Annotated in this window: 31 protein-coding genes; 2 read left to right on the top strand and 29 right to left on the bottom strand. The window is 65.2% G+C overall.

All coding sequences use genetic code 11. The features are described from left to right. Window positions 1-15: 15 nt before the first annotated feature. The 29 genes from rpmE to rplC all read right to left on the bottom strand — a co-directional run bounded on the left by rpmE (window position 16) and on the right by rplC (window position 15492). Entirely contained in the window at window positions 16-276 is a 261-nt protein-coding gene (rpmE, locus tag H9532_RS02535; RefSeq protein ID WP_296365522.1) for a 50S ribosomal protein L31, read from the bottom strand. A gap of 32 nt (window positions 277-308) precedes the next feature. Next, a complete protein-coding gene (gene rpsI, locus H9532_RS02540; RefSeq protein WP_296365524.1) occupies window positions 309-710 on the bottom strand; it encodes a 30S ribosomal protein S9 in 402 nt (133 codons plus the stop codon). Beyond that, window positions 707-1159: a 50S ribosomal protein L13 gene (rplM, locus tag H9532_RS02545; RefSeq protein ID WP_296365526.1), complete on the bottom strand. Its 453-nt coding sequence runs from the start codon at window positions 1157-1159 to the stop codon at window positions 707-709. The genes rpsI and rplM overlap by 4 nt, the downstream gene beginning before the upstream one ends. Window positions 1160-1337: 178 nt before the next feature. After that, window positions 1338-2195, bottom strand: a complete 858-nt coding sequence (gene truA / locus H9532_RS02550; protein ID WP_296365528.1) for a tRNA pseudouridine(38-40) synthase TruA — start codon at window positions 2193-2195, stop codon at window positions 1338-1340. 84 nt (window positions 2196-2279) lie between these two features. Beyond that, window positions 2280-2630: a 50S ribosomal protein L17 gene (gene rplQ, locus H9532_RS02555; RefSeq protein ID WP_010311623.1), complete on the bottom strand. Its 351-nt coding sequence runs from the start codon at window positions 2628-2630 to the stop codon at window positions 2280-2282. Between the two features lie 50 nt (window positions 2631-2680). Then, complete coding sequence (locus H9532_RS02560) at window positions 2681-3619, bottom strand: DNA-directed RNA polymerase subunit alpha (protein WP_296365649.1); 939 nt, start codon at window positions 3617-3619, stop codon at window positions 2681-2683. 57 nt (window positions 3620-3676) lie between these two features. Beyond that, the gene (gene rpsK, locus H9532_RS02565; RefSeq protein WP_010311626.1) at window positions 3677-4069 is read right to left on the bottom strand and encodes a 30S ribosomal protein S11; all 393 of its coding nucleotides are present in this window, start codon (window positions 4067-4069) and stop codon (window positions 3677-3679) included. A 130-nt stretch (window positions 4070-4199) separates the two neighbouring features. Continuing rightward, window positions 4200-4565: a 30S ribosomal protein S13 gene (rpsM, locus tag H9532_RS02570; protein ID WP_296365651.1), complete on the bottom strand. Its 366-nt coding sequence runs from the start codon at window positions 4563-4565 to the stop codon at window positions 4200-4202. Between the two features lie 68 nt (window positions 4566-4633). Further along, the gene (gene rpmJ / locus H9532_RS02575) at window positions 4634-4747 is read right to left on the bottom strand and encodes a 50S ribosomal protein L36 (protein ID WP_010311631.1); all 114 of its coding nucleotides are present in this window, start codon (window positions 4745-4747) and stop codon (window positions 4634-4636) included. A 46-nt stretch (window positions 4748-4793) separates the two neighbouring features. After that, complete coding sequence (locus H9532_RS02580; RefSeq protein ID WP_296365536.1) at window positions 4794-5342, bottom strand: adenylate kinase; 549 nt, start codon at window positions 5340-5342, stop codon at window positions 4794-4796. A gap of 49 nt (window positions 5343-5391) precedes the next feature. After that, window positions 5392-6708, bottom strand: coding sequence for a preprotein translocase subunit SecY (gene secY, locus H9532_RS02585; protein WP_296365538.1), 1317 nt, complete (start codon window positions 6706-6708; stop codon window positions 5392-5394). Between the two features lie 105 nt (window positions 6709-6813). Next, window positions 6814-7266, bottom strand: a complete 453-nt coding sequence (gene rplO / locus H9532_RS02590) for a 50S ribosomal protein L15 (protein WP_296365540.1) — start codon at window positions 7264-7266, stop codon at window positions 6814-6816. An 8-nt stretch (window positions 7267-7274) separates the two neighbouring features. Then, window positions 7275-7916: a 30S ribosomal protein S5 gene (gene rpsE, locus H9532_RS02595; RefSeq protein ID WP_296365541.1), complete on the bottom strand. Its 642-nt coding sequence runs from the start codon at window positions 7914-7916 to the stop codon at window positions 7275-7277. A gap of 14 nt (window positions 7917-7930) precedes the next feature. Further along, on the bottom strand, window positions 7931-8296 hold the full coding sequence (gene rplR / locus H9532_RS02600; protein ID WP_296365543.1) for a 50S ribosomal protein L18: 366 nt from the start codon (window positions 8294-8296) through the stop codon (window positions 7931-7933). Between the two features lie 32 nt (window positions 8297-8328). Beyond that, complete coding sequence (gene rplF / locus H9532_RS02605; protein ID WP_296365546.1) at window positions 8329-8868, bottom strand: 50S ribosomal protein L6; 540 nt, start codon at window positions 8866-8868, stop codon at window positions 8329-8331. 16 nt (window positions 8869-8884) lie between these two features. Beyond that, complete coding sequence (gene rpsH, locus H9532_RS02610; RefSeq protein ID WP_214338246.1) at window positions 8885-9286, bottom strand: 30S ribosomal protein S8; 402 nt, start codon at window positions 9284-9286, stop codon at window positions 8885-8887. Between the two features lie 19 nt (window positions 9287-9305). Further along, a complete protein-coding gene (gene rplE, locus H9532_RS02615) occupies window positions 9306-9845 on the bottom strand; it encodes a 50S ribosomal protein L5 (protein ID WP_296365550.1) in 540 nt (179 codons plus the stop codon). 66 nt (window positions 9846-9911) lie between these two features. Then, window positions 9912-10268, bottom strand: a complete 357-nt coding sequence (rplX, locus tag H9532_RS02620) for a 50S ribosomal protein L24 (protein WP_296365552.1) — start codon at window positions 10266-10268, stop codon at window positions 9912-9914. A gap of 1 nt (window position 10269) precedes the next feature. After that, a complete protein-coding gene (gene rplN, locus H9532_RS02625; RefSeq protein ID WP_296365554.1) occupies window positions 10270-10635 on the bottom strand; it encodes a 50S ribosomal protein L14 in 366 nt (121 codons plus the stop codon). Window positions 10636-10647: 12 nt separating this feature from the next. Beyond that, window positions 10648-10899, bottom strand: a complete 252-nt coding sequence (gene rpsQ / locus H9532_RS02630; RefSeq protein WP_010311655.1) for a 30S ribosomal protein S17 — start codon at window positions 10897-10899, stop codon at window positions 10648-10650. Between the two features lie 17 nt (window positions 10900-10916). Continuing rightward, window positions 10917-11126, bottom strand: coding sequence for a 50S ribosomal protein L29 (rpmC, locus tag H9532_RS02635; protein ID WP_296365556.1), 210 nt, complete (start codon window positions 11124-11126; stop codon window positions 10917-10919). A 2-nt stretch (window positions 11127-11128) separates the two neighbouring features. After that, window positions 11129-11590, bottom strand: a complete 462-nt coding sequence (gene rplP / locus H9532_RS02640; RefSeq protein WP_296365558.1) for a 50S ribosomal protein L16 — start codon at window positions 11588-11590, stop codon at window positions 11129-11131. A gap of 16 nt (window positions 11591-11606) precedes the next feature. Continuing rightward, window positions 11607-12335: a 30S ribosomal protein S3 gene (gene rpsC, locus H9532_RS02645; protein WP_296365560.1), complete on the bottom strand. Its 729-nt coding sequence runs from the start codon at window positions 12333-12335 to the stop codon at window positions 11607-11609. Window positions 12336-12354: 19 nt separating this feature from the next. Then, window positions 12355-12708, bottom strand: a complete 354-nt coding sequence (gene rplV, locus H9532_RS02650) for a 50S ribosomal protein L22 (protein WP_296365562.1) — start codon at window positions 12706-12708, stop codon at window positions 12355-12357. A gap of 4 nt (window positions 12709-12712) precedes the next feature. After that, on the bottom strand, window positions 12713-12988 hold the full coding sequence (gene rpsS / locus H9532_RS02655; protein WP_010311665.1) for a 30S ribosomal protein S19: 276 nt from the start codon (window positions 12986-12988) through the stop codon (window positions 12713-12715). Between the two features lie 35 nt (window positions 12989-13023). Then, on the bottom strand, window positions 13024-13887 hold the full coding sequence (rplB, locus tag H9532_RS02660; RefSeq protein ID WP_296365565.1) for a 50S ribosomal protein L2: 864 nt from the start codon (window positions 13885-13887) through the stop codon (window positions 13024-13026). Window positions 13888-13902: 15 nt separating this feature from the next. After that, the gene (locus tag H9532_RS02665) at window positions 13903-14205 is read right to left on the bottom strand and encodes a 50S ribosomal protein L23 (protein ID WP_296365566.1); all 303 of its coding nucleotides are present in this window, start codon (window positions 14203-14205) and stop codon (window positions 13903-13905) included. Continuing rightward, window positions 14198-14833 (bottom strand): 50S ribosomal protein L4, encoded by a 636-nt coding sequence (rplD, locus tag H9532_RS02670; RefSeq protein WP_010311672.1) that lies wholly within the window; start codon window positions 14831-14833, stop codon window positions 14198-14200. Before rplD ends, H9532_RS02665 begins: the two co-directional genes overlap by 8 nt. 11 nt (window positions 14834-14844) lie before the next feature. Then, the gene (gene rplC / locus H9532_RS02675) at window positions 14845-15492 is read right to left on the bottom strand and encodes a 50S ribosomal protein L3 (protein WP_296365568.1); all 648 of its coding nucleotides are present in this window, start codon (window positions 15490-15492) and stop codon (window positions 14845-14847) included. Window positions 15493-15886: 394 nt separating this feature from the next. On the opposite strand from rplC, the gene ndhN reads away from it, so the two are divergent. Then, a complete protein-coding gene (gene ndhN / locus H9532_RS02680) occupies window positions 15887-16354 on the top strand; it encodes an NAD(P)H-quinone oxidoreductase subunit N (RefSeq protein WP_296365570.1) in 468 nt (155 codons plus the stop codon). Beyond that, window positions 16351-17400, top strand: a complete 1050-nt coding sequence (locus tag H9532_RS02685) for an LdpA C-terminal domain-containing domain (protein WP_296365572.1) — start codon at window positions 16351-16353, stop codon at window positions 17398-17400. The genes ndhN and H9532_RS02685 overlap by 4 nt, the downstream gene beginning before the upstream one ends. The last annotated feature ends 21 nt before the right edge of the window (window positions 17401-17421 follow it).

Genomic DNA, 17421 nt, shown 5'->3' on the forward strand with positions numbered 1-17421 from the left:
TCAGGACACCAGCGCTCAGGCCTTAGCCGAAGCGTCCTTCTCGCCGTCCTTGGCATCAGCAGCGGCAGCACCGCCCATGCCGTACTTGCGCATGAAGCGATCCACACGACCCTCGGTGTCGAGGATCTTCTGGGTACCGGTGTAGAAGGGGTGGTTGCCGCTCCACACATCCACGTGGAGTTCGGGGGACGTGGAGCCGGTGGTCATCACCACCTCTCCGTTGCAGATCACCTTGGCATCGGGATACCAGGTGGGATGGATTTCGGCCTTCGGCATAACGAATACGGGGCTGAGGAGCTGAAGCGGAATCAGCGCTTGGAGAACTGAGGAGCCTTACGGGCTTTCTTCAGGCCGTACTTACGACGCTCCTTGGCGCGGGGATCGCGGCTGAGGTGACCTTCGGTCTTGAGGGGCTTGCGGTTCTCGGGGGAGAGCTCGCACAGGGCACGAGCAGCGCCCTGCTTAATGGCGTCGGCCTGGCCGGTGAGACCGCCACCGCGCACATTCACCAGGATGTCGTACTCGCTGGCCAGACCCAGGGTCTGGAGAGGAGCGGTAACCGCAGCCAGGTAAACGGGGTTGTAGTTGAGGTAGTTGTCACCGGGGCGACCATTGATGGTCACAGTGCCGGTGCCAGGAACCACGCGCACGCGAGCGACAGCAGTCTTGCGGCGGCCGGTTCCCCAGTAGACGACGGTGTTGGTGCTCATTGGGCGGAAGCGGCGGGATCGAGGGCGAGGGCCTTGGGCTGCTGGGCGGCGTGGGGGTGCTCAGCACCCTTGTACACCTTCAGCTTGCGGAACAGCTGACGACCGAGGGCGTTGTGGGGGAGCATGCCCTTCACGGCCTTCTCGATGATCCGCTCAGGGATGCGGGCCTGCAGAGCAGCAAAGGATTCGGTCTTCATGCCACCGGGACGACCCGAGTGGCGGCGGTAGACCTTCTCCGTGAACTTGTTGCCACTGACCTTCACCTTCTCAGCGTTGATCACCACGACGAAATCGCCGGCGTCAAGGTGAGGGGCGAAGTTGGGGTTGTTCTTGCCCCGGAGCACCGATGCCACTTCGCTGGCGAGACGGCCGAGGGTCTGGTTCTCAGCATCCACCAGATACCACTGGCGACTGGAGGGATCCTGAGGGGGAACGAGAGTCTTGTTCATCGCACCGGCGGGCCGGATCGGTAAGAGCTCCACTGCTCAGAGGAGCAGAGGGGCGGGACAGGGCGTCTGGACGGAAGGTCTGGACTGGGACGGCAGGGCATCCGATCACTCGGACGTCTGAAGCTCGTGGAGCGACCCTACCTCGCCGCCTGTCACGCCCCCATCGCGGAGAGCCTGCTCAGGCGCGGGGCGGAGAGTCGGAACACTCCAGCAAATACCGCGGTTGGCAATCATACCAGGCAGCCTCAGGGAACACCGGCGTGGGATACCCCACACGCAGCAGACAAAGCCCATGGGGTGGGGCCGCTTCCTTCACCTCATGGCGGGCACCGGTGCGCCAGCGCTGCTCGAAGGCCTCGAGGCTGAGGCGCTGCTCCCCCACCGCCACCAGCTGGCCCATCACCAGCCGCACCATGCCGTAGAGGAAGCCCGATGCCTGCAGCTCCACCTCGATCAGATCACCACGCCGCTCCACTGTCACCTCCTGGAGGGTGGTGCGCGAGTGAGAGCGGGAGCTCCCGGCCCGCTCAAACGCCGCAAAGTCATGCTCACCGAGCATGCCCTCCAGGGCCTGACGCATTAGCTGCTCATCGAGGCGCAGCTGGTAGCGGTGCCAACTCCAGGGCGCGAGAAACAGATTGGGCAGGCGAGCGTTGTAGAGCGTGTAGCGGTAGCGCCGAAAGCTGGCGCTGAAGCAGGCGTGCCAGTCGTCGGGCACCTCTGCACCGGCGCGCACGCGGATGCTGGCAGGCAATCGCCCGTTCAAAGCGGCCGGCCAACGGTGAGCAGGGATAGGACCTTCCGCATCGAAGTGCGCCACCTGGGCAGCAGCGTGCACGCCGGTATCGGTGCGCCCTGCGGCCTGCACGCTCACGGGGCGGCGCGGATCCAAGGCGGCAATGGCCGCCTCCAGGGTTTCCTGCACGCTGGGATCACGGGGCTGCCGCTGCCAGCCGCAGTAGGGAGCGCCGTCGTATTGCAGGCAGAGCGCAATGCGCCGTGCTGCGGGAGTGAGTGGGTCAGCAGACGGTTCCACGACGGCGAAGGCACACGGGCCAGACACAACAAAGCCGCGCGGGTCTGATGACCACGCGCGGCTGGTTGAACAACCAAGGCTGGATCAGACCAGCTCGATGATCGCCATCTCAGCGTTGTCACCGCGGCGGGGCACGGTGCGGATGATGCGGGTGTAACCGCCGTTACGGTCGCCGTAACGCTCCTGGGCCTTGTCGAACAGGGCGTGCACGAGCTGCTTGTCGTAGATGTAGCCGATGGCGCGGCGACGAGCAGCGAGGCTGCCGTCCTTAGCCAGGCTGATCATGCGCTCGGCTTCATCGCGCAGGGCCTTGGCACGAGCCTTGGTGGTGGTGAGACGACCTTCGCGGATCAGCTGCGTGGTGAGAGCGCGCAGCATGGCTTTGCGTTGGTCGGCGGGGCGTCCCAGCTTGGGAACTCGGCACTGGTGGCGCATGACGGATGCGGTGGGTAAGCGTTAACGGAACAGAAACGACGCGCGCTCGATCAGGCGCTGGTGCGGCTCTGGGGCAGGGAGATCCCGATGCGCTCAAGCGCTTCGATCACCTCATCGGCCGACTTCGAACCGAAGTTCTTGATCTCCAGCAGATCTTCGTAGCTGAAGCCCATCAGGTCGGACACGGAGTTGACCTGGGCGCGCTTGAGGCAGTTGTAGGCGCGAACCGAGAGGTTGAGCTCTTCGAGAGGGATCTGGGCCTCAGCGGAAGGCTCAGGCTCCAGGCCCGGCTCATCCACCATGGTGAGGCTGGCCAGGGGCTGGAACAGGGCAATCAGTTGATTGGCGGCCTGGGCCATGGCGTCGTCAGGCGTGACGGAGCCGTCGGTCTCGATTTCGAGGCGCAGGCGCTCACGGGCGCTGCCGCCTTCACCCACAGCGGTTTCATCCACGCTGTAGTTCACCCGGCGCACCGGCATGAACACAGCATCAATCTGGAGAAGATCGATGGCGCTGGTGTCTTCGCTGCGGCGATCGACAGGGCGATAGCCCACGCCGCGCTCCACATGCACTTCCAGCTCGAGGCTGTAGCCGTCGGCCACGGTGGCAATCGGCCGATCGCCATCGATCACGGTCACCTGCGAGGAGAACTGCAGGTCGGAAGCGGTGACGGTGCAGGGGCCGTTGGCCACCAGACGACCGATCTCCAGCTCACGGGTGCGGCTGCTGACGGCGATGTCCTTGCAGTTCAGCAGGATGTCGAGCACGTCTTCGCGCACACCGGGGACGGTGGCGTATTCGTGGTTCACGCCGGCGATGCGCACGGCCGTAATGGCGCTGCCCTCGAGGGCTCCCATCAGCACGCGGCGCAGGGAGTTGCCGAGGGTGATGGCCTGACCCCGCTCAAGGGGGCCGATCACAAAGACGCCGGTCTGGGAACGGTCGTCGGCGATCTGGTGTTCAACCCGATCGATCTGGTACTGCAACACGGTCTGAAGCTCGAAAGAAGAGGAGGAGCCCCCTCTGGGGCGGGGCAAGGCGTCGGATCAGACCCGGCGACGCTTGGAGCGGCGGCAGCCGTTGTGGGGCAGAGGAGTGACGTCGCGAATCAGGGTGATCTCCAGGCCAGCCACCTGCAGGGCACGGATGGCGGTTTCACGGCCGGAACCAGGACCGCGCACCAGCACCTCGATCTGGCGCATCCCCTGCTCAAGGGCGCGACGAGCGGCTGCTTCTGCGGCGGTCTGGGCGGCGAAGGGAGTGCCTTTACGGGCGCCCTTGAAACCGCTGGCTCCTGCGGAGCTCCAGGAGATCACTTCACCAGCGGTGTCGGTGATCGAAACGATGGTGTTGTTGAAGGTGCTCTGAATGTGCGCCACACCGTTGGGCACATTGCGCTTCGTCTTCTTAGCGCCGGATTTCTTGGCGGGCTTGGCCATGGAGATAGGCCCTGCTGATGCAGGGAGGTGATCAGGGAACTGAGGGGGGCAACCTGGTGACGTGCCATCCCTATGGGGACAGCTCGGCAGGTGCAAACGCGATGGCCGAAGGCCGGAAGCAGGTCAGGCCTTACTTCTTCTTACCGGCAACGGTCTTACGAGCGCCGCGGCGGGTGCGGGCATTGGTACGGGTGCGCTGACCGCGCACAGGCAGACCAGCGCGATGACGACGACCGCGCACGCAGCCGATGTCCTGCAGGCGCTTCATGGCCATGCCTTCCTGACGGCGCAGGTCGCCTTCAAGGGTGTAGCCCTCAGCGGCGCCGCGCAGCTTCTGCACGTCGGCGTCGTCAAGGTCCTTGACGCGGGTATCAGGGTTGACACCGGTTTTGGCCAGGATTTTTTGGGCCGTGGTCAGGCCGATCCCGTACACATAGGTGAGGGCGATTTCGATCCTCTTGTCGCGAGGAATATCAACGCCGGCAATCCGAGCCACAGAAACTAACGATGGGGTGAGCAGGGGAGGGGTTGGCCCGTAGGCCGATGGCAAGACTCAACCAGGGATCAACCCTGGCGCTGCTTGTGCTTGGGGTTGGCGCAGATCACCATCACCCGGCCGTGGCGACGAATCACACGGCACTTGTCGCACATTTTCTTGACCGAGGCACGCACCTTCATGGGAGCGGTCTCTCCAATTTTGCAAACGCTGACCCTACCACAGGGGTCAACCCAACACGCTGGCGATCCGCGCCTCGATCTCCTGAACCGTGCCTGCCGCTTCAACGGGAGCGATCAGACCGCGCTCGCGGTAGTAGGCGATCAGGGGCTCGGTCTGTTGGCGGTACACCTCGAGGCGGTGGCGGATCACCGCTTCGTTGTCGTCGGCGCGGCCGCGGGAGAGCAGGCGCTGCACGAGCACCGCATCATCGAGCTCCATCAGCACCACCAGCTCGATCTGCTGGCCGAGCTCCTCAAGCAGCTGCGCCAGGGCATCGGCCTGGGCCACGTTGCGAGGGAAACCATCGAGCAGCCAGCCACCGGCGTGCGACTGAAGCCGGCTGCGCACGATCGCCAGCACCAACGCATCGCTCACCAGCTCGCCGCGGGCCATCACGGCTTCAGCTTCCTGGCCCAGCTCACTGCCGGCAGCCACTTCAGCCCGCAGCAGATCACCCGTGGAGAGGTGCAGCAATCCCTGGCTCTCGGCCAGGCGTTGGGCCTGGGTGCCCTTGCCAGCACCCGGTGGACCGAGGAAGAGGAGGCGTTGCTTCATGACGCGAAGGGGAACAACAGAAAGGGAACAAACAGGGTGTTGATGGCGCTCACTGGCGCACCATGCCCTCGTAGCGCTGCGAGATCACGGCGGTCTGCAGTTGCTTGGCGGTTTGGATGGCGACACCCACCAGGATCAGCAGGCTGGTCGCACCAAGGCCCTGGAAGGTCTTCACCTGAGTGGCCGATTCCACCGCGGAGGGGATGATCGCCACAGCCCCGAGGAAGAGGGCGCCGAGGAGGGTGAGGCGGTTCTGCACGCCACTGAGGTAGGTGGCCGTGGCCGAACCGGGGCGCACGCCGGGAATCGCCACACCGGAACGTTTCAGGTTGGTGGCCACATCCACCGGGTTGATCGTGAGGGTGGCGTAGAAGAAGGAGAAGCCGATGATCAGCGCGAAAAACAGCAGCGCGTACACCCAGGGGGTGCCGCTGTTGGGGCTGAGGGCCGAGGCGATGTTGATCAGCCAGGGCTGTTTGGTGATGTTGGCGATGGTGAGCGGCAGGAACACCACAGCCGACGCAAAGATGATCGGCATCACGCCGCCGGCATTGAGCTTGAGCGGTAGATAGCTCTGGCGAGCCGAGAGGCTGGCGCCGCCCACCTGACGCTTGGCGCTCACGATGGGGATGCGCCGGTTCCCCTCTTCCACACACACGATTCCCACAATCGTGAGCAGGAACACGGCCACGAGCACCACGATGCCGCCCACGGTGCTGCGGTCGCCGCTCTGGGCCAGCTCGATCGTGGAGCCCAGGGCCCGTGGCAGGGTGGCCACGATGTTGAGGTAGATCACCAGCGAAGCGCCCTGACCGATGCCGCGCTCCGTGATCACCTCACTGATCCACATCACCACCATCGAACCGGTCACCAGGGCCACAGCCGTCTGCAGCACAAAAACCAGATCGGAGGTGCCGGCGGTGGCGTAAGGCCGCAGGATCAGGGCAAACACGATGCTCTGCAGGATGCCCCAGCCGAGCGCCACATAGCGCGTGTACTGGGCGATCTTGCGCCGGCCCGCCTCGCCTTCGTTCTTCTGCAGATCCTCGAGCTGGGGCAGCGCCGAGGTGAGCAACTGCAGGATGATCGAGGCGTTGATGAACGGCAGGATCCCAAGGCCGAACACCCCCAGAGTGGAGATGCCGCCACCGGTGAAGATGTCGAGGAAGCCGATCAGCTGACCGCCGCGGGCGATGAAATCCTGAAAGGCAACCCGATCGATGCCGGGCACCGGGATGTAAATCCCCAGGCGCACCAGCAGCAGCAGGCCGAGGGTGATCAACACGCGGTTGCGCAGATCCTTGGACTGAATCAGCTGGGTGAAGATTTCACCGGCACTGGGGTTGCGACCCCGGCTGACGAGCATGGCGGGCGGGCGGAGGAAGGAGAACAAAAAACCGCCTGGTGAAGCCGGGAGGCTCCGCCAGGCGGCACCGACGCTAATGGGTCGGGGTTAGAACCAAGCCGAAGCTCAGATCTCTTCGCAGGTACCACCGGCGGCCTCGATCTTCTCGCGGGCGCTGGCGGTGAACGCGGCGGCCTGAACGGTGAGCTTCACCTTCAGATCACCGGTGCCCAGCACTTTGAGGGGGTGCTTGGGGCTGGTGACGATGCCGTCCTTCACGAGGGTGTCGATGTTGATGGTGCTGCCGGCCTTGAGCTCAGCCAGCTTGCCCACATTGATCACCGTGAAATTCTTGGGGTTGATCACGGTGAAGTGCTTGAGCTTCGGCACCCGGCGGTAGAGGGGCATCTGACCACCTTCGAAGCCCGGACGGGTGGGACGACCCGAGCGGGACTTCTGGCCGCGCATGCCGAAACCGCAGCTGGCACCCTGACCGGCGGCGATACCGCGGCCCTTGCGGAGCTTGCGACGACGGGCGCCCTTCTGGGGCGCGAGAGACTGGAGATTGAGCGACGTCATGGCAATCCTCAGGAGTAGATCTGCTCGAGGGAGATGCCACGCTCCTTGGCGGTCTCCTTGTGGGTGCGCAGGCCAGCCAGGGCATCCATGGCGGCGCGAGCGTTGTTGAGGGGAGTTTTCGAGCCGAGGCGCTTGGCCAGCACGTTTTTGATGCCGGCGAGCTCCAGCACCGTGCGGATCGAGCCACCCGCGATCACACCGGTACCCGGGGCGGCGGGACGGATCAGCACGCTGGCGGCGCCGTCACGGCCATTGCCGAGGGTGGGGATCGAGGAGTGACGGGTGAGGGGCACCTTCACCAGGTGCTTCTTGCCATCGGCCACGCCCTTGCGGACGGCACCGATCACATCGCCGGCTTTGCCGACGCCCACGCCCACCTGGCCCTTCTCGTTGCCGACGACAACGATGGCCCGGAAGCTCATCTTTTTACCGCCTTTCACGGTCTTGGAAACGCGGCGGATCTGCACCACGCGCTCTTGCCATTCGGAGTCACGCTCCTGGCCACGGCGGTTGTCACGGCCGCGACCGCGGCGGTCACCCCGGCCATCGCCCCGGCCACCGCGGCGTTCCTGCTGGCCTTCGGCCGCGGCAGGAACATCAGCTGCGCCCGGGATGTCGTTGGACTGGATTTGGTCGTTGGTTTCGGTCATGGTGAGAGCAGGGATCAGAACTGAAGGCCCGCTTCCCGGGCGGCGTCAGCCAGGGCCTTGACACGGCCGTGGTACAGGTTGCCGCCTCGATCGAAGACCACCTGTTGGATGCCTTTGGCGAGGGCGCGCTTGGCGACCAGTTGGCCAACGGCGACGGAGGCGTCGCAGGTGGCACCGGCGGAAACGCTGGAGCGCAGCTCCTTATCGACGGTGGAGGCAGAGCAGAGGGTGCTCTGCGCGTGGTCGTCGATGACCTGCGCGTAGATGTGGTTGTTGGAGCGGAACACGGCCAGGCGCGGACGCGCGGCCGTGCCTGAGAGATTGCGACGCAGACGCCGGTGGCGTTTCTGCGTTTGCTGCTTGCGGGACAGTGTGGACATGGCAGTACAGGGTAACGACGCTCAGGCAGACCTCATTTCTTACCGGTCTTACCGGCCTTGCGCAGGATGCGTTCGCCCTCGTACTTGATGCCCTTGCCCTTGTAGGGCTCAGGCGGACGAATGGCGCGAACCTTGGCTGCTTCGTTGCCCACCAGTTCCTTGTCAGCACCGGAGACAAGCACGGTGGTGTTGCCATCAACGGCGAAGGTCACGCCGTCGGGAGGCACCATCTCCACCTGGTGGCTGTAGCCAGCGCTCACCACCAGCTTCTTGCCCTGAACGGCGGCGCGGTAGCCCACGCCAACGATCTCAAGCTTGCGGGTGTAGCCCTTGCTCACCCCTTCCACCATGTTGGCGACAAGGGTGCGGCAGAGACCGTGGCGCTCGCGGGAGCGGCGGTTGTCGCTGGCGGGAGACACCACAAGGGTGCTGCCGTCCTGGGCGATGGTCACACCGTCGGGGAGAGTGCGGCTCAGTTCACCTTTGGGGCCTTTGACTTTGACGTCGAGGCCGCTAAGGGTGACGGTGACGCCGCCCGGCACGGGAATCGGCGCTTTACCAATACGAGACATGGATCAACCTCCCTGATCAGTAGACGTAAGCGAGCACTTCGCCGCCGACGCCCTGCTTGCGGGCATCGCGGTCGCTCATCACACCTTTGGAGGTGGAGATGATGGCCACACCAAGACCGCCCAGCACTTTGGGCAGCTGGCGGGTGTTCTTGTAGATGCGCAGGCCGGGCTTGCTGACGCGCTGCACGGTGCGGATCAGCGGCTGACGGTGCTTGCCGCTGTACTTGAGTTCGAGCACGAGGTGCTTCTCAACGCCGTCACCCTCTTCAGAGATCTCGGCGATGAAACCCTCCTGCTGCAGCACCTTGGCGATGCTGCGTGCCATGCGCGAAGCAGGCACCTTGGTGGATTGGTGACGTTTCTCACTCGCATTACGAATGCGGGTGAGCATGTCGGAAATCGGGTCGTGATTAGCCATGGTCGGGTCCGAAGAGGGCTCAGTTACTGCGGAACGGCATTCCCATCTCGCGGAGGAGGGCCCGGCCCTCTTCGTCGTTACGGGCAGTGGTCACGATGGTGATGTCCATGCCCCGGATGGCATCGATCTTGTCGAAGGAGATCTCAGGGAAGATGATCTGCTCCTTCACCCCAAGGGTGTAGTTGCCCCGACCGTCAAAGCTCTTGTCGCTCACGCCGCGGAAGTCGCGGATGCGCGGCAGAGCCAGGTGGATCAGACGCTCGAGGAACGCATACATGCGGTCGCCACGCAGGGTGACGGCCACACCGATCGGCATGCCCTGACGGATCTTGAAGCCGGCGATGGCTTTCTTGGCGCGGGTCACCATCACCTTCTGACCGGTGATCGTGGCCAGCTCCTCGATGGAGGCCTCGAGGGCCTTGGCATTCTGAGCGGCTTCACCGAGGCCCCGGTTGACGGTCACTTTGACCAGCTTGGGGACTTCGTGGATGTTCGAGAGATTGAGATCCTTCAGCAGCTTGGGCTGGATCTTCTCCCGATAGTTCTGTTTAAGGGACATGACGGGGGACAGGGGTTGCGCTTCTGGGCTTGGTCAGAAGGCGGACAAGGTTGATAGAGAGGGAGATCAGTCGAGGATCTCGCCGGTTTTCTTGAGGCGGCGCTTCTTGGTGCCGTCCTTTTCCACCACGATTTCGACGCGGCTGGCCACCTTCTTATCGGTGGAATACAGCATCACGTTGGAGGCATGCAGAGAAGCTTCCTCGGTGACGATGCGGCCGGTCTCGCCCTCCTGGGTGGGCTTGACGTGGCGGGTGCGCAGGTTCACACCCTGCACCACGACACGGTTCTCATAGGGAAGGGTGCGCAGGACCTCACCGGTCTTGCCCTTGTCCTTACCGCTGATCACCTGCACGGTGTCGCCCTTCTTGATGCGCATTTTGATGCGCACCTGAGCCTTGGCTTTAGGGGTGGCAGTCGCCATCTCAGATCACCTCCGGAGCGAGGGACACGATCTTGGTGAAGTTGCGGTCGCGCAGTTCACGCGCCACAGGACCAAAGACGCGGGTGCCCTTGGGGTTGTTGTCGTTGCCGAGGATCACGGCAGCGTTGTCGTCGAAACGGATCGAGTTGCCGTTGACGCGACGCAGGGTGGCCTTGGTGCGCACCACCACGGCCTTGACCACATCCGACTTCTTGACGCCCATGTTGGGCATGGCGTCTTTGACGGCGGCCACGATCACATCGCCCACGTGGGCGTAGCGACGGTTGGTGCCCAGCACACGGATGCACTGGATGCGCTTGGCGCCGCTGTTATCAGCGACGTTGAGGAATGTTTCCTGTTGAATCATCGGGAGGTCTCCTCAGCTGGCGCTGCTGGTGTTCAGCACCTCGGCCACGGCCCAGCGCTTGGTGCGGCTGAGGGGACGGGTTTCGGTGATGCGGACGCGGTCTCCCACCTTGCAGGCGTTCTCCTCGTCGTGCGCCTTGTAGCGCTTGGTGCGGCTCACCGTCTTTTGATAGATGGGGTGAGGGAAGCGGTTCTCCACCGCCACCACCACGGTCTTATCCATCTTGTCGCTGACGACGGTGCCGACCCTTTCCTTGGTTGCCATAACGGTTACTTAGGGGATCAGGAAGCGGCGGAGCGCTGGCGCTCCGTTTGCACCGTCAGCAGCTGGGCCAGCTTGATGCGGGCGGCCTTGAAGCGGTGCGGTTGCTCAAGCCGGCGGGTGGCCTGCTCGAAGCGAAGGGTGAACAGCTCGCGACGGGTGTCGTCGATCTGGGTGTTGATGTCGCCGTCGGAAAGCTTGCGCACCTCGGCGATGTCGGGACGGGCCATGGTCAGGACTCCACGGTGGTGGCCGCTTCGGCAGCCAGGGCAGCTTCCTGATCCGACAGGGACAGGAACTTGGTTTTGACGGGCAGCTTGTACTGCGCCAGGCGCATGGCTTCCTTGGCGATCTCGGGGGTGATGTCGGCACCGCCCATCTCGAACAGGATGCGACCGGGCTTGATCACGGCCACCCAGAACTCGGGGTTGCCTTTACCGGAACCCATACGGGTTTCGGCGGGGCGCATGGTCACCGGCTTATCGGGGAAGATCCGGATCCAGATCTTTCCGCCCCGCTTGACATAGCGGGTCATGGCACGGCGGCTGGCCTCAATCTGACGGGAGGTAATCCACCCGCACTCCTGGGCCTGCAGAGCGAATTGACCAAAGGCGATGGTGTTGCCACGGGTGGCGACACCGCGCATGCGGCCGCGCTGCTGCTTACGGAATTTGACGCGTCTTGGACTCAGCATGGTTCAGGCCTCCTGATCACTCTTCGTTCGAACGGTCTTCGAACTGTTGGGGCCGGCGGCTGGCGCGGCGCTTCGGCGCAGCACCCACGGGCACCTTGTCCTTGTTGCCGGGCAGCACTTCGCCCTTGAACACCCACACCTTGATTCCCAGCACCCCATAGGTGGTGGTGGCCACCTTGGTGGCGTAATCGATGTCAGCGCGCAGGGTGTGCAGAGGCACGCGACCTTCGCGGGTCCATTCGGTGCGGGCAATCTCGGCGCCGTTGAGGCGGCCGCTCACCTGGAGCTTGAGGCCAAGAACGCCGGCGCGCTGAGCGCGCTGAATGGCCATGCGCATCACGCGGCGGAAGGCCACGCGCTTCTCCAGTTGCTGGGCGATGTACTCGGCCAGCAGGTAGGCGTCGGCATCGACGCGCTCCACTTCCACCACGTTGATCCGCACCTGACGGGCGGAATCACCAATGGTCTTCTGGATGCCGCTGCGCAGCTCCTCGATGCCGCTGCCCTGACGGCCAACGAGCACGCCGGGGCGGGCGGTTTTGAGTTCCACTTCGAGCTGATCAGCCTTGCGGGCGATCACCACGTCGCTGATTCCAGCGGCGCCGTACTTCTTGTGGATGAACTTGCGAATCCGATCGTCTTCTTGAAGAAGGGTCGGGTAGGTCTTGCTGGGGGCGTACCAGCGGGACCGGTGCTCCTGGGTGATCCCCAGGCGCAGTCCGGTTGGATGGATCTTGTGTCCCATCGGTCGGTGTCCTCGGGGGTCAGGCGGCAGGAGCCACAGCAATGCTGATGTGGCAGGTCTTTTTCTGGATCGCGTAGGCGCGACCCTGGGCGCGGGGGCGAAAACGCTTCATCACCGGACCCATGTCCGCCGTGGCGGAGGAGATCACGAGAGAAGAGGGATCGAGACCCAGGTTGTGCTCGGCGTTGGCCACCGCACTGCGCAGCACCTTGGTGATCGGGCCGGTGGAGCGGTAGGGCATGAACTCGAGCATGATCAGCGCGTCGCGATAGCTGCGACCGCGGATCTGATCGAGCACCCGGCGCACCTTCGACACGGAACCGCGGATGTAGCGGCCGTGGGCCTGGGCAGTGGTGGATGTGGTGTTAGCCATGTCCTCAGCGGCCTCCTTTCTTGTCCTTGATGTGGCCGCGGAAGTTGCGCGTGGGCGCAAATTCCCCGAGCTTGTGGCCCACCATCTGCTCCGTCACGTAGACGGGCACGTGGGCCTTGCCGTTGTGAACGGCAATGGTGTGGCCGATCATCATCGGCAGGATGGTGGAAGCACGCGACCAGGTTTTGATCACGGACTTGTCATCAGCCGCGTTCTGCTTTTCAACCTTCCGCAGAAGGCTGTCGGCAATGAACGGACCTTTTTTGAGTGAGCGTCCCATAGCGGTTTAAACGAACAGCAAAGCGGTGAGTTGGATCACGAATCGCGTCCGCCGCGGCTCCGCTTGGAAGTGCGACGACGTTTCCGGAGCACAAACCGATTGCTGGGTTTGTTCCGCTTGCGGGTCTTGAGACCCAGGGCCGGTTTGCCCCAGGGGGTAACAGGGCCGGAGCGACCGATCGGAGCGCGACCCTCGCCACCACCGTGGGGGTGATCGCAGGGGTTCATCACGCTGCCTCGTACCTGCGGGCGACGACCCAGCCAGCGGCGACGACCGGCCTTACCCAGGCTGGTGTTGCGCACTTCCGAGTTGCCCACTTCGCCGAGGGTGGCGTAGCACTCGCGACGCACCAGGCGCACCTCGGTGGAGGGCAGCTTGAGGGCGACGTAATCGCCTTCTTTCGCCATCACCTGGGCGCTGGCACCGGCGGTGCGCACCATCTGGCCGCCACGACCGGCATACAGCTCAACGCAGTGAACGCTGGAGCCGAGGGGGATGGCGGAGAGGGGCAGCGCGTTGCCGTTCTCGATCGGAGCTTCAGGGCCCGACACCACGGTTGCGCCCACAGCCACACCGGCCGGAGCCAGGATGTAGCGCTTCTCGCCATCGGCGTAGAAGAGCAGCGCCAGACGGGCGTTGCGGTGCGGGTCGTAGTGGATCGCGGCCACCTTGGCGACCACGCCGTGCTTGTCACGGCGGAAATCGACCAGGCGATAGAGGCGCTTGTGCCCACCGCCGCGGTGACGGCAGGTGATCACACCGCGGTTGTTGCGGCCCTTGCGCTGATGCTTGGCCACCACCAAGCCCCGTTCGCGACCGCGGCCGGTGACTTCAGCGAAGTCGCTGGCCACACGGGTGCGGGTGCCGGGGGTGATGGGGCGGTACTTACGGATTCCCATGATTCGTTAAACCCCTCAGGCTTCAGGGAAGAGCTGGATGGCGTTGCCATCGGCCAGGCGCACCACGGCCTTCTTCACCTGGGCACGCTTGCCGGCGAAACGGCCCACGCGACGCGTACGACGCGGGGGGTTCATGGTGCTCACGCCAACGACCTTGACGTCGAACAGTTGCTCGACGGCGGCCTTGATATCGGGCTTGGCAGCCCGGTGGTCCACCTCGAAGGTGTACTGGTTCTGCTCGATGGCCCGGGTGGCCTTCTCGGTGATCAGCGGCCGGCGGATCACATCCGCCAGACGACCGTTAAAGCGTTCAGTCATCGCCGTAGACCTCCTGAATCTTCGCGAGCGCTTCCTCGCTCACCACCAGATGGTTGGCGTGGAGCAGATCGAACACGTTGAGCTGATCAGCGGCGATCAGCTTCACCTTTTCAAGGTTGCGCACCGAACGGCGCACCACCTCGCTGGGGGCATCCAGCACCACCAGCACCTTGGCGCCATCGGCGATGCCGAAGCGGCCCAGGGCTGCGGTGATTTCCTTGGTCTTGGGGGTGTCCAGACCAGCGGCGAACCCCTTCACCACGGTGATGTCGGCGGCGCGGCTCATCAGCGCGGTGCGCAGGGCCAGGCGACGCTCCTTGCGGTTCATCGCGAGGTTGTAGGTGCGGGGCTTCGGCCCGAACACCACGCCACCACCGGGGCGCAGGGGGGTGCGGATCGAACCCTGACGGGCGCGACCGGTGCCCTTCTGCTTGTAGGGCTTGCGGCCACCACCGGCCACCTCAGCGCGGGTGAGGGTGCTGGCGGTGCCCTGACGGGCGTGGGCCAGCTGACGCACCACGGCGCGATGCACCAGGTCGTTAGCCGACGTTTCCTTGGCGACCTTCAGCTCAAGGGTGGCCTTGCCGGCCTCCTTGCCCTGCCAATCGCGAACAACACAGTTAGCCATCTCTGTCCTCCTCAGTTCGCGGCTTTGGCGCCCACCCGCTTGGCGGGGAGGATGTTCAGCAGGGCGCCGGGCTTACCGGGCACCGAGCCCTTCACCACCAGCAGATTGCGCTCGGCATCCACTTTCAGGATCACGAGACCGCGGGTGGTGATCTGCTTGCCGCCGTAGCGACCAGCCATGCGCTTGCCGGGGTACACACGGCCGGGGGTGGTGCCGGCGCCGGTGGAACCCGGTTCGCGGTGGTTCTTCGAACCGTGGGTCATGGGACCGCGGCTGAAGCCGTGGCGCTTCTGATAACCAGCGAAACCACGACCGATGGTGTCGCCGCTCACATCGACCTTCTGGCCCGCCTCAAAGGCGGCCACGGTGATTGCACCACCGAGCTCCAGACCGTCGACGGAATCGACGCGGTACTCCTTCAGGTGGCGGAGAGGCTCGCTGCCGGACTTGGCCAGGTGACCCTTGGCCGGCTTGTTGACGAGCTTCTCGCGGATGTCACCGAAGCCCAGCTGAACGGCGGTGTAGCCGTCGGTGCTGTCGGTTTTGAGTTGGGTAATCCGGCAGGGACCAGCCTCGATCACGGTGACCGGGATGGATCTGCCTTCGTCGTCGAAGAACTGGGACATGCCCAGTTTCTTCCCAAGAATGCCGATGGACATAAGTAGGGAGAAACGCCAGCAGGACCACCACTCCTCTGGAGTGGCGTGGCTGAATCGGGTTGCGCAGTTGGCCGGATCAGATGGGCTGCAGCCGGAGCGATCCGGAGCAGCAGCGCAGATTCGGTTGGGCTAGCAGCGTCGAAACAGCGTGGGCTGGGACTTGCTGGGATGCGCGGGAGACCCGTTCATCAGATTCAGCAGTTTCCCGGTGACTCAGTTGAGCCACACAGGCCCGGGAAGGCCGCCACCACTGGCGACCTTTGTGCAGTGCGCTGGAGGCCCGGCTAGCGGACGGGCACAGTTGCAATTGCACAAGCGAACATGGTATCCCACAGCCCGACACCCATCCAGCGGCGGTGTCCTGCCAGACTCGCCCCAGCATCCCGCCCAGCCCATGCCCCTGCTGCTCACCGGCCGCGGATTCCGCCAGGAGCTGGAGCGGGCCGGCGCCCTCGCCCTCTACGCCCCATTAGAAGGTGGCGCCGAGACGCGCCTGCTGCGTCGGATGCGGGCCGCCGGCTACCGGGCCCAGATCACCTCAGCCCGCGGCCTTGGTGATCCAGAGGCCTTCCTGCTGCAGCAACACGGCGTCCGTCCGCCCCATCTCGGCCACCAGAGCGTCGGCCGCGGCGCGGCCGTGGGCGAGGTGCAGATGGCAGCCCCTCAGCTCGGCCACCTTTTTGACGGCAACGCGCCTGTGCTGCTGTGGCTGCTGGAAGGCCAGGTGCTCTCCCGCGCCGAACTGTCGGCCCTGCTCGAGCTCACCCGGCGCGAACCTCGCCTGAAGATCGTGGTGGAACTCGGTGGCGCCCGCGCCCTGCGCTGGCAGCCTCTGGCCTCGGTGCTCGCCCAGGCCGCTTGAGCGCCGCGGCGGCTCCGCACGCCGCTCTGGCGGCCGGCCGCTTCGTGAAGCTGATCTGCGGCGCGGGCAACCAGGATCTGGCCGCCATCGAAGATCTCTGCGCGGTGTACAGCCTGGCGGGCGTGCACTGCATTGATGTGGCCGCCGATGTTGCCGTAGCGGCCGCCGCCCGGCGCGGCATGGAATGGGCTGTGGAGCGGGGCGCCACCCGCCCCTGGCTGATGCTCAGCCTCAGCGACGGCGCCGACCCTCACTTCCGCAAGGCCCGCTTTGATCCGACGCTCTGCCCCAGCGATTGCCCGCGGCCCTGCCAACGGGTCTGCCCGGCCCTGGCGATTGGAGACAGCGGCGGCGTACTGGCCGAGCGCTGCTACGGCTGCGGCCGCTGCCTGCCCGCCTGCCCCCTGGGGCTGATCCAGGAGCAGCAGGTGCTGCTCAGCCCAGACGTGGTGCCGCAGCTGCTGGCGGCGGTGCAGCCGGATGCCGTGGAACTGCACACCCAGGCCGGCCGCCAGGGGGCCTTCGCCCAGCGGCTGCAGCAGGTGCAAACCAGCGGGGTGCCCCTGCAGCGCCTGGCCGTGAGCTGCGGCTTGGAACGTGGCGCCAGCGCCAAAGACAGCGGGAGCGCGGCAGCGGCCGAGACACCGCTCAGCCCCCGCGAACTGGCTGGCGAGCTCTGGCAACGCTTCGCCCTGGTGCGGCAGTGCGGCCTGAAGCCCCTCTGGCAGCTCGATGGCCGGCCGATGAGCGGCGATGTGGGGGCGGGCACGGCCCGCTCCGCCGTGAAGCTCCTGGAAGCCATCCGCCCCTGGGCCCCCCCCGGCCCCCTGCAGCTGGCCGGCGGTACCAACGCCAGCACCGCCGCTCTGCTCTCCGCCGATGCCGGCGCGGCGGGTGTGGCCTTCGGCGGGATGGCCCGCAGCCTGCTGCAACCGTTGCTGCTACAGGCCGAAACGCGCGGCGCCCCCCTGCGGGCGTGCCCGGAGCTGCTGGCGGAGGCCCTGACCCGGGCCCAGGCCCTCCTGGCGCCCTGGCAGAGCCGCTGATGGCTAGAACGCCAGTTCAGG

Origin of the sequence: Vulcanococcus sp. Clear-D1 (assembly GCF_014654725.1) — a bacterium.
Taxonomy (GTDB): domain Bacteria; phylum Cyanobacteriota; class Cyanobacteriia; order PCC-6307; family Cyanobiaceae; genus Vulcanococcus.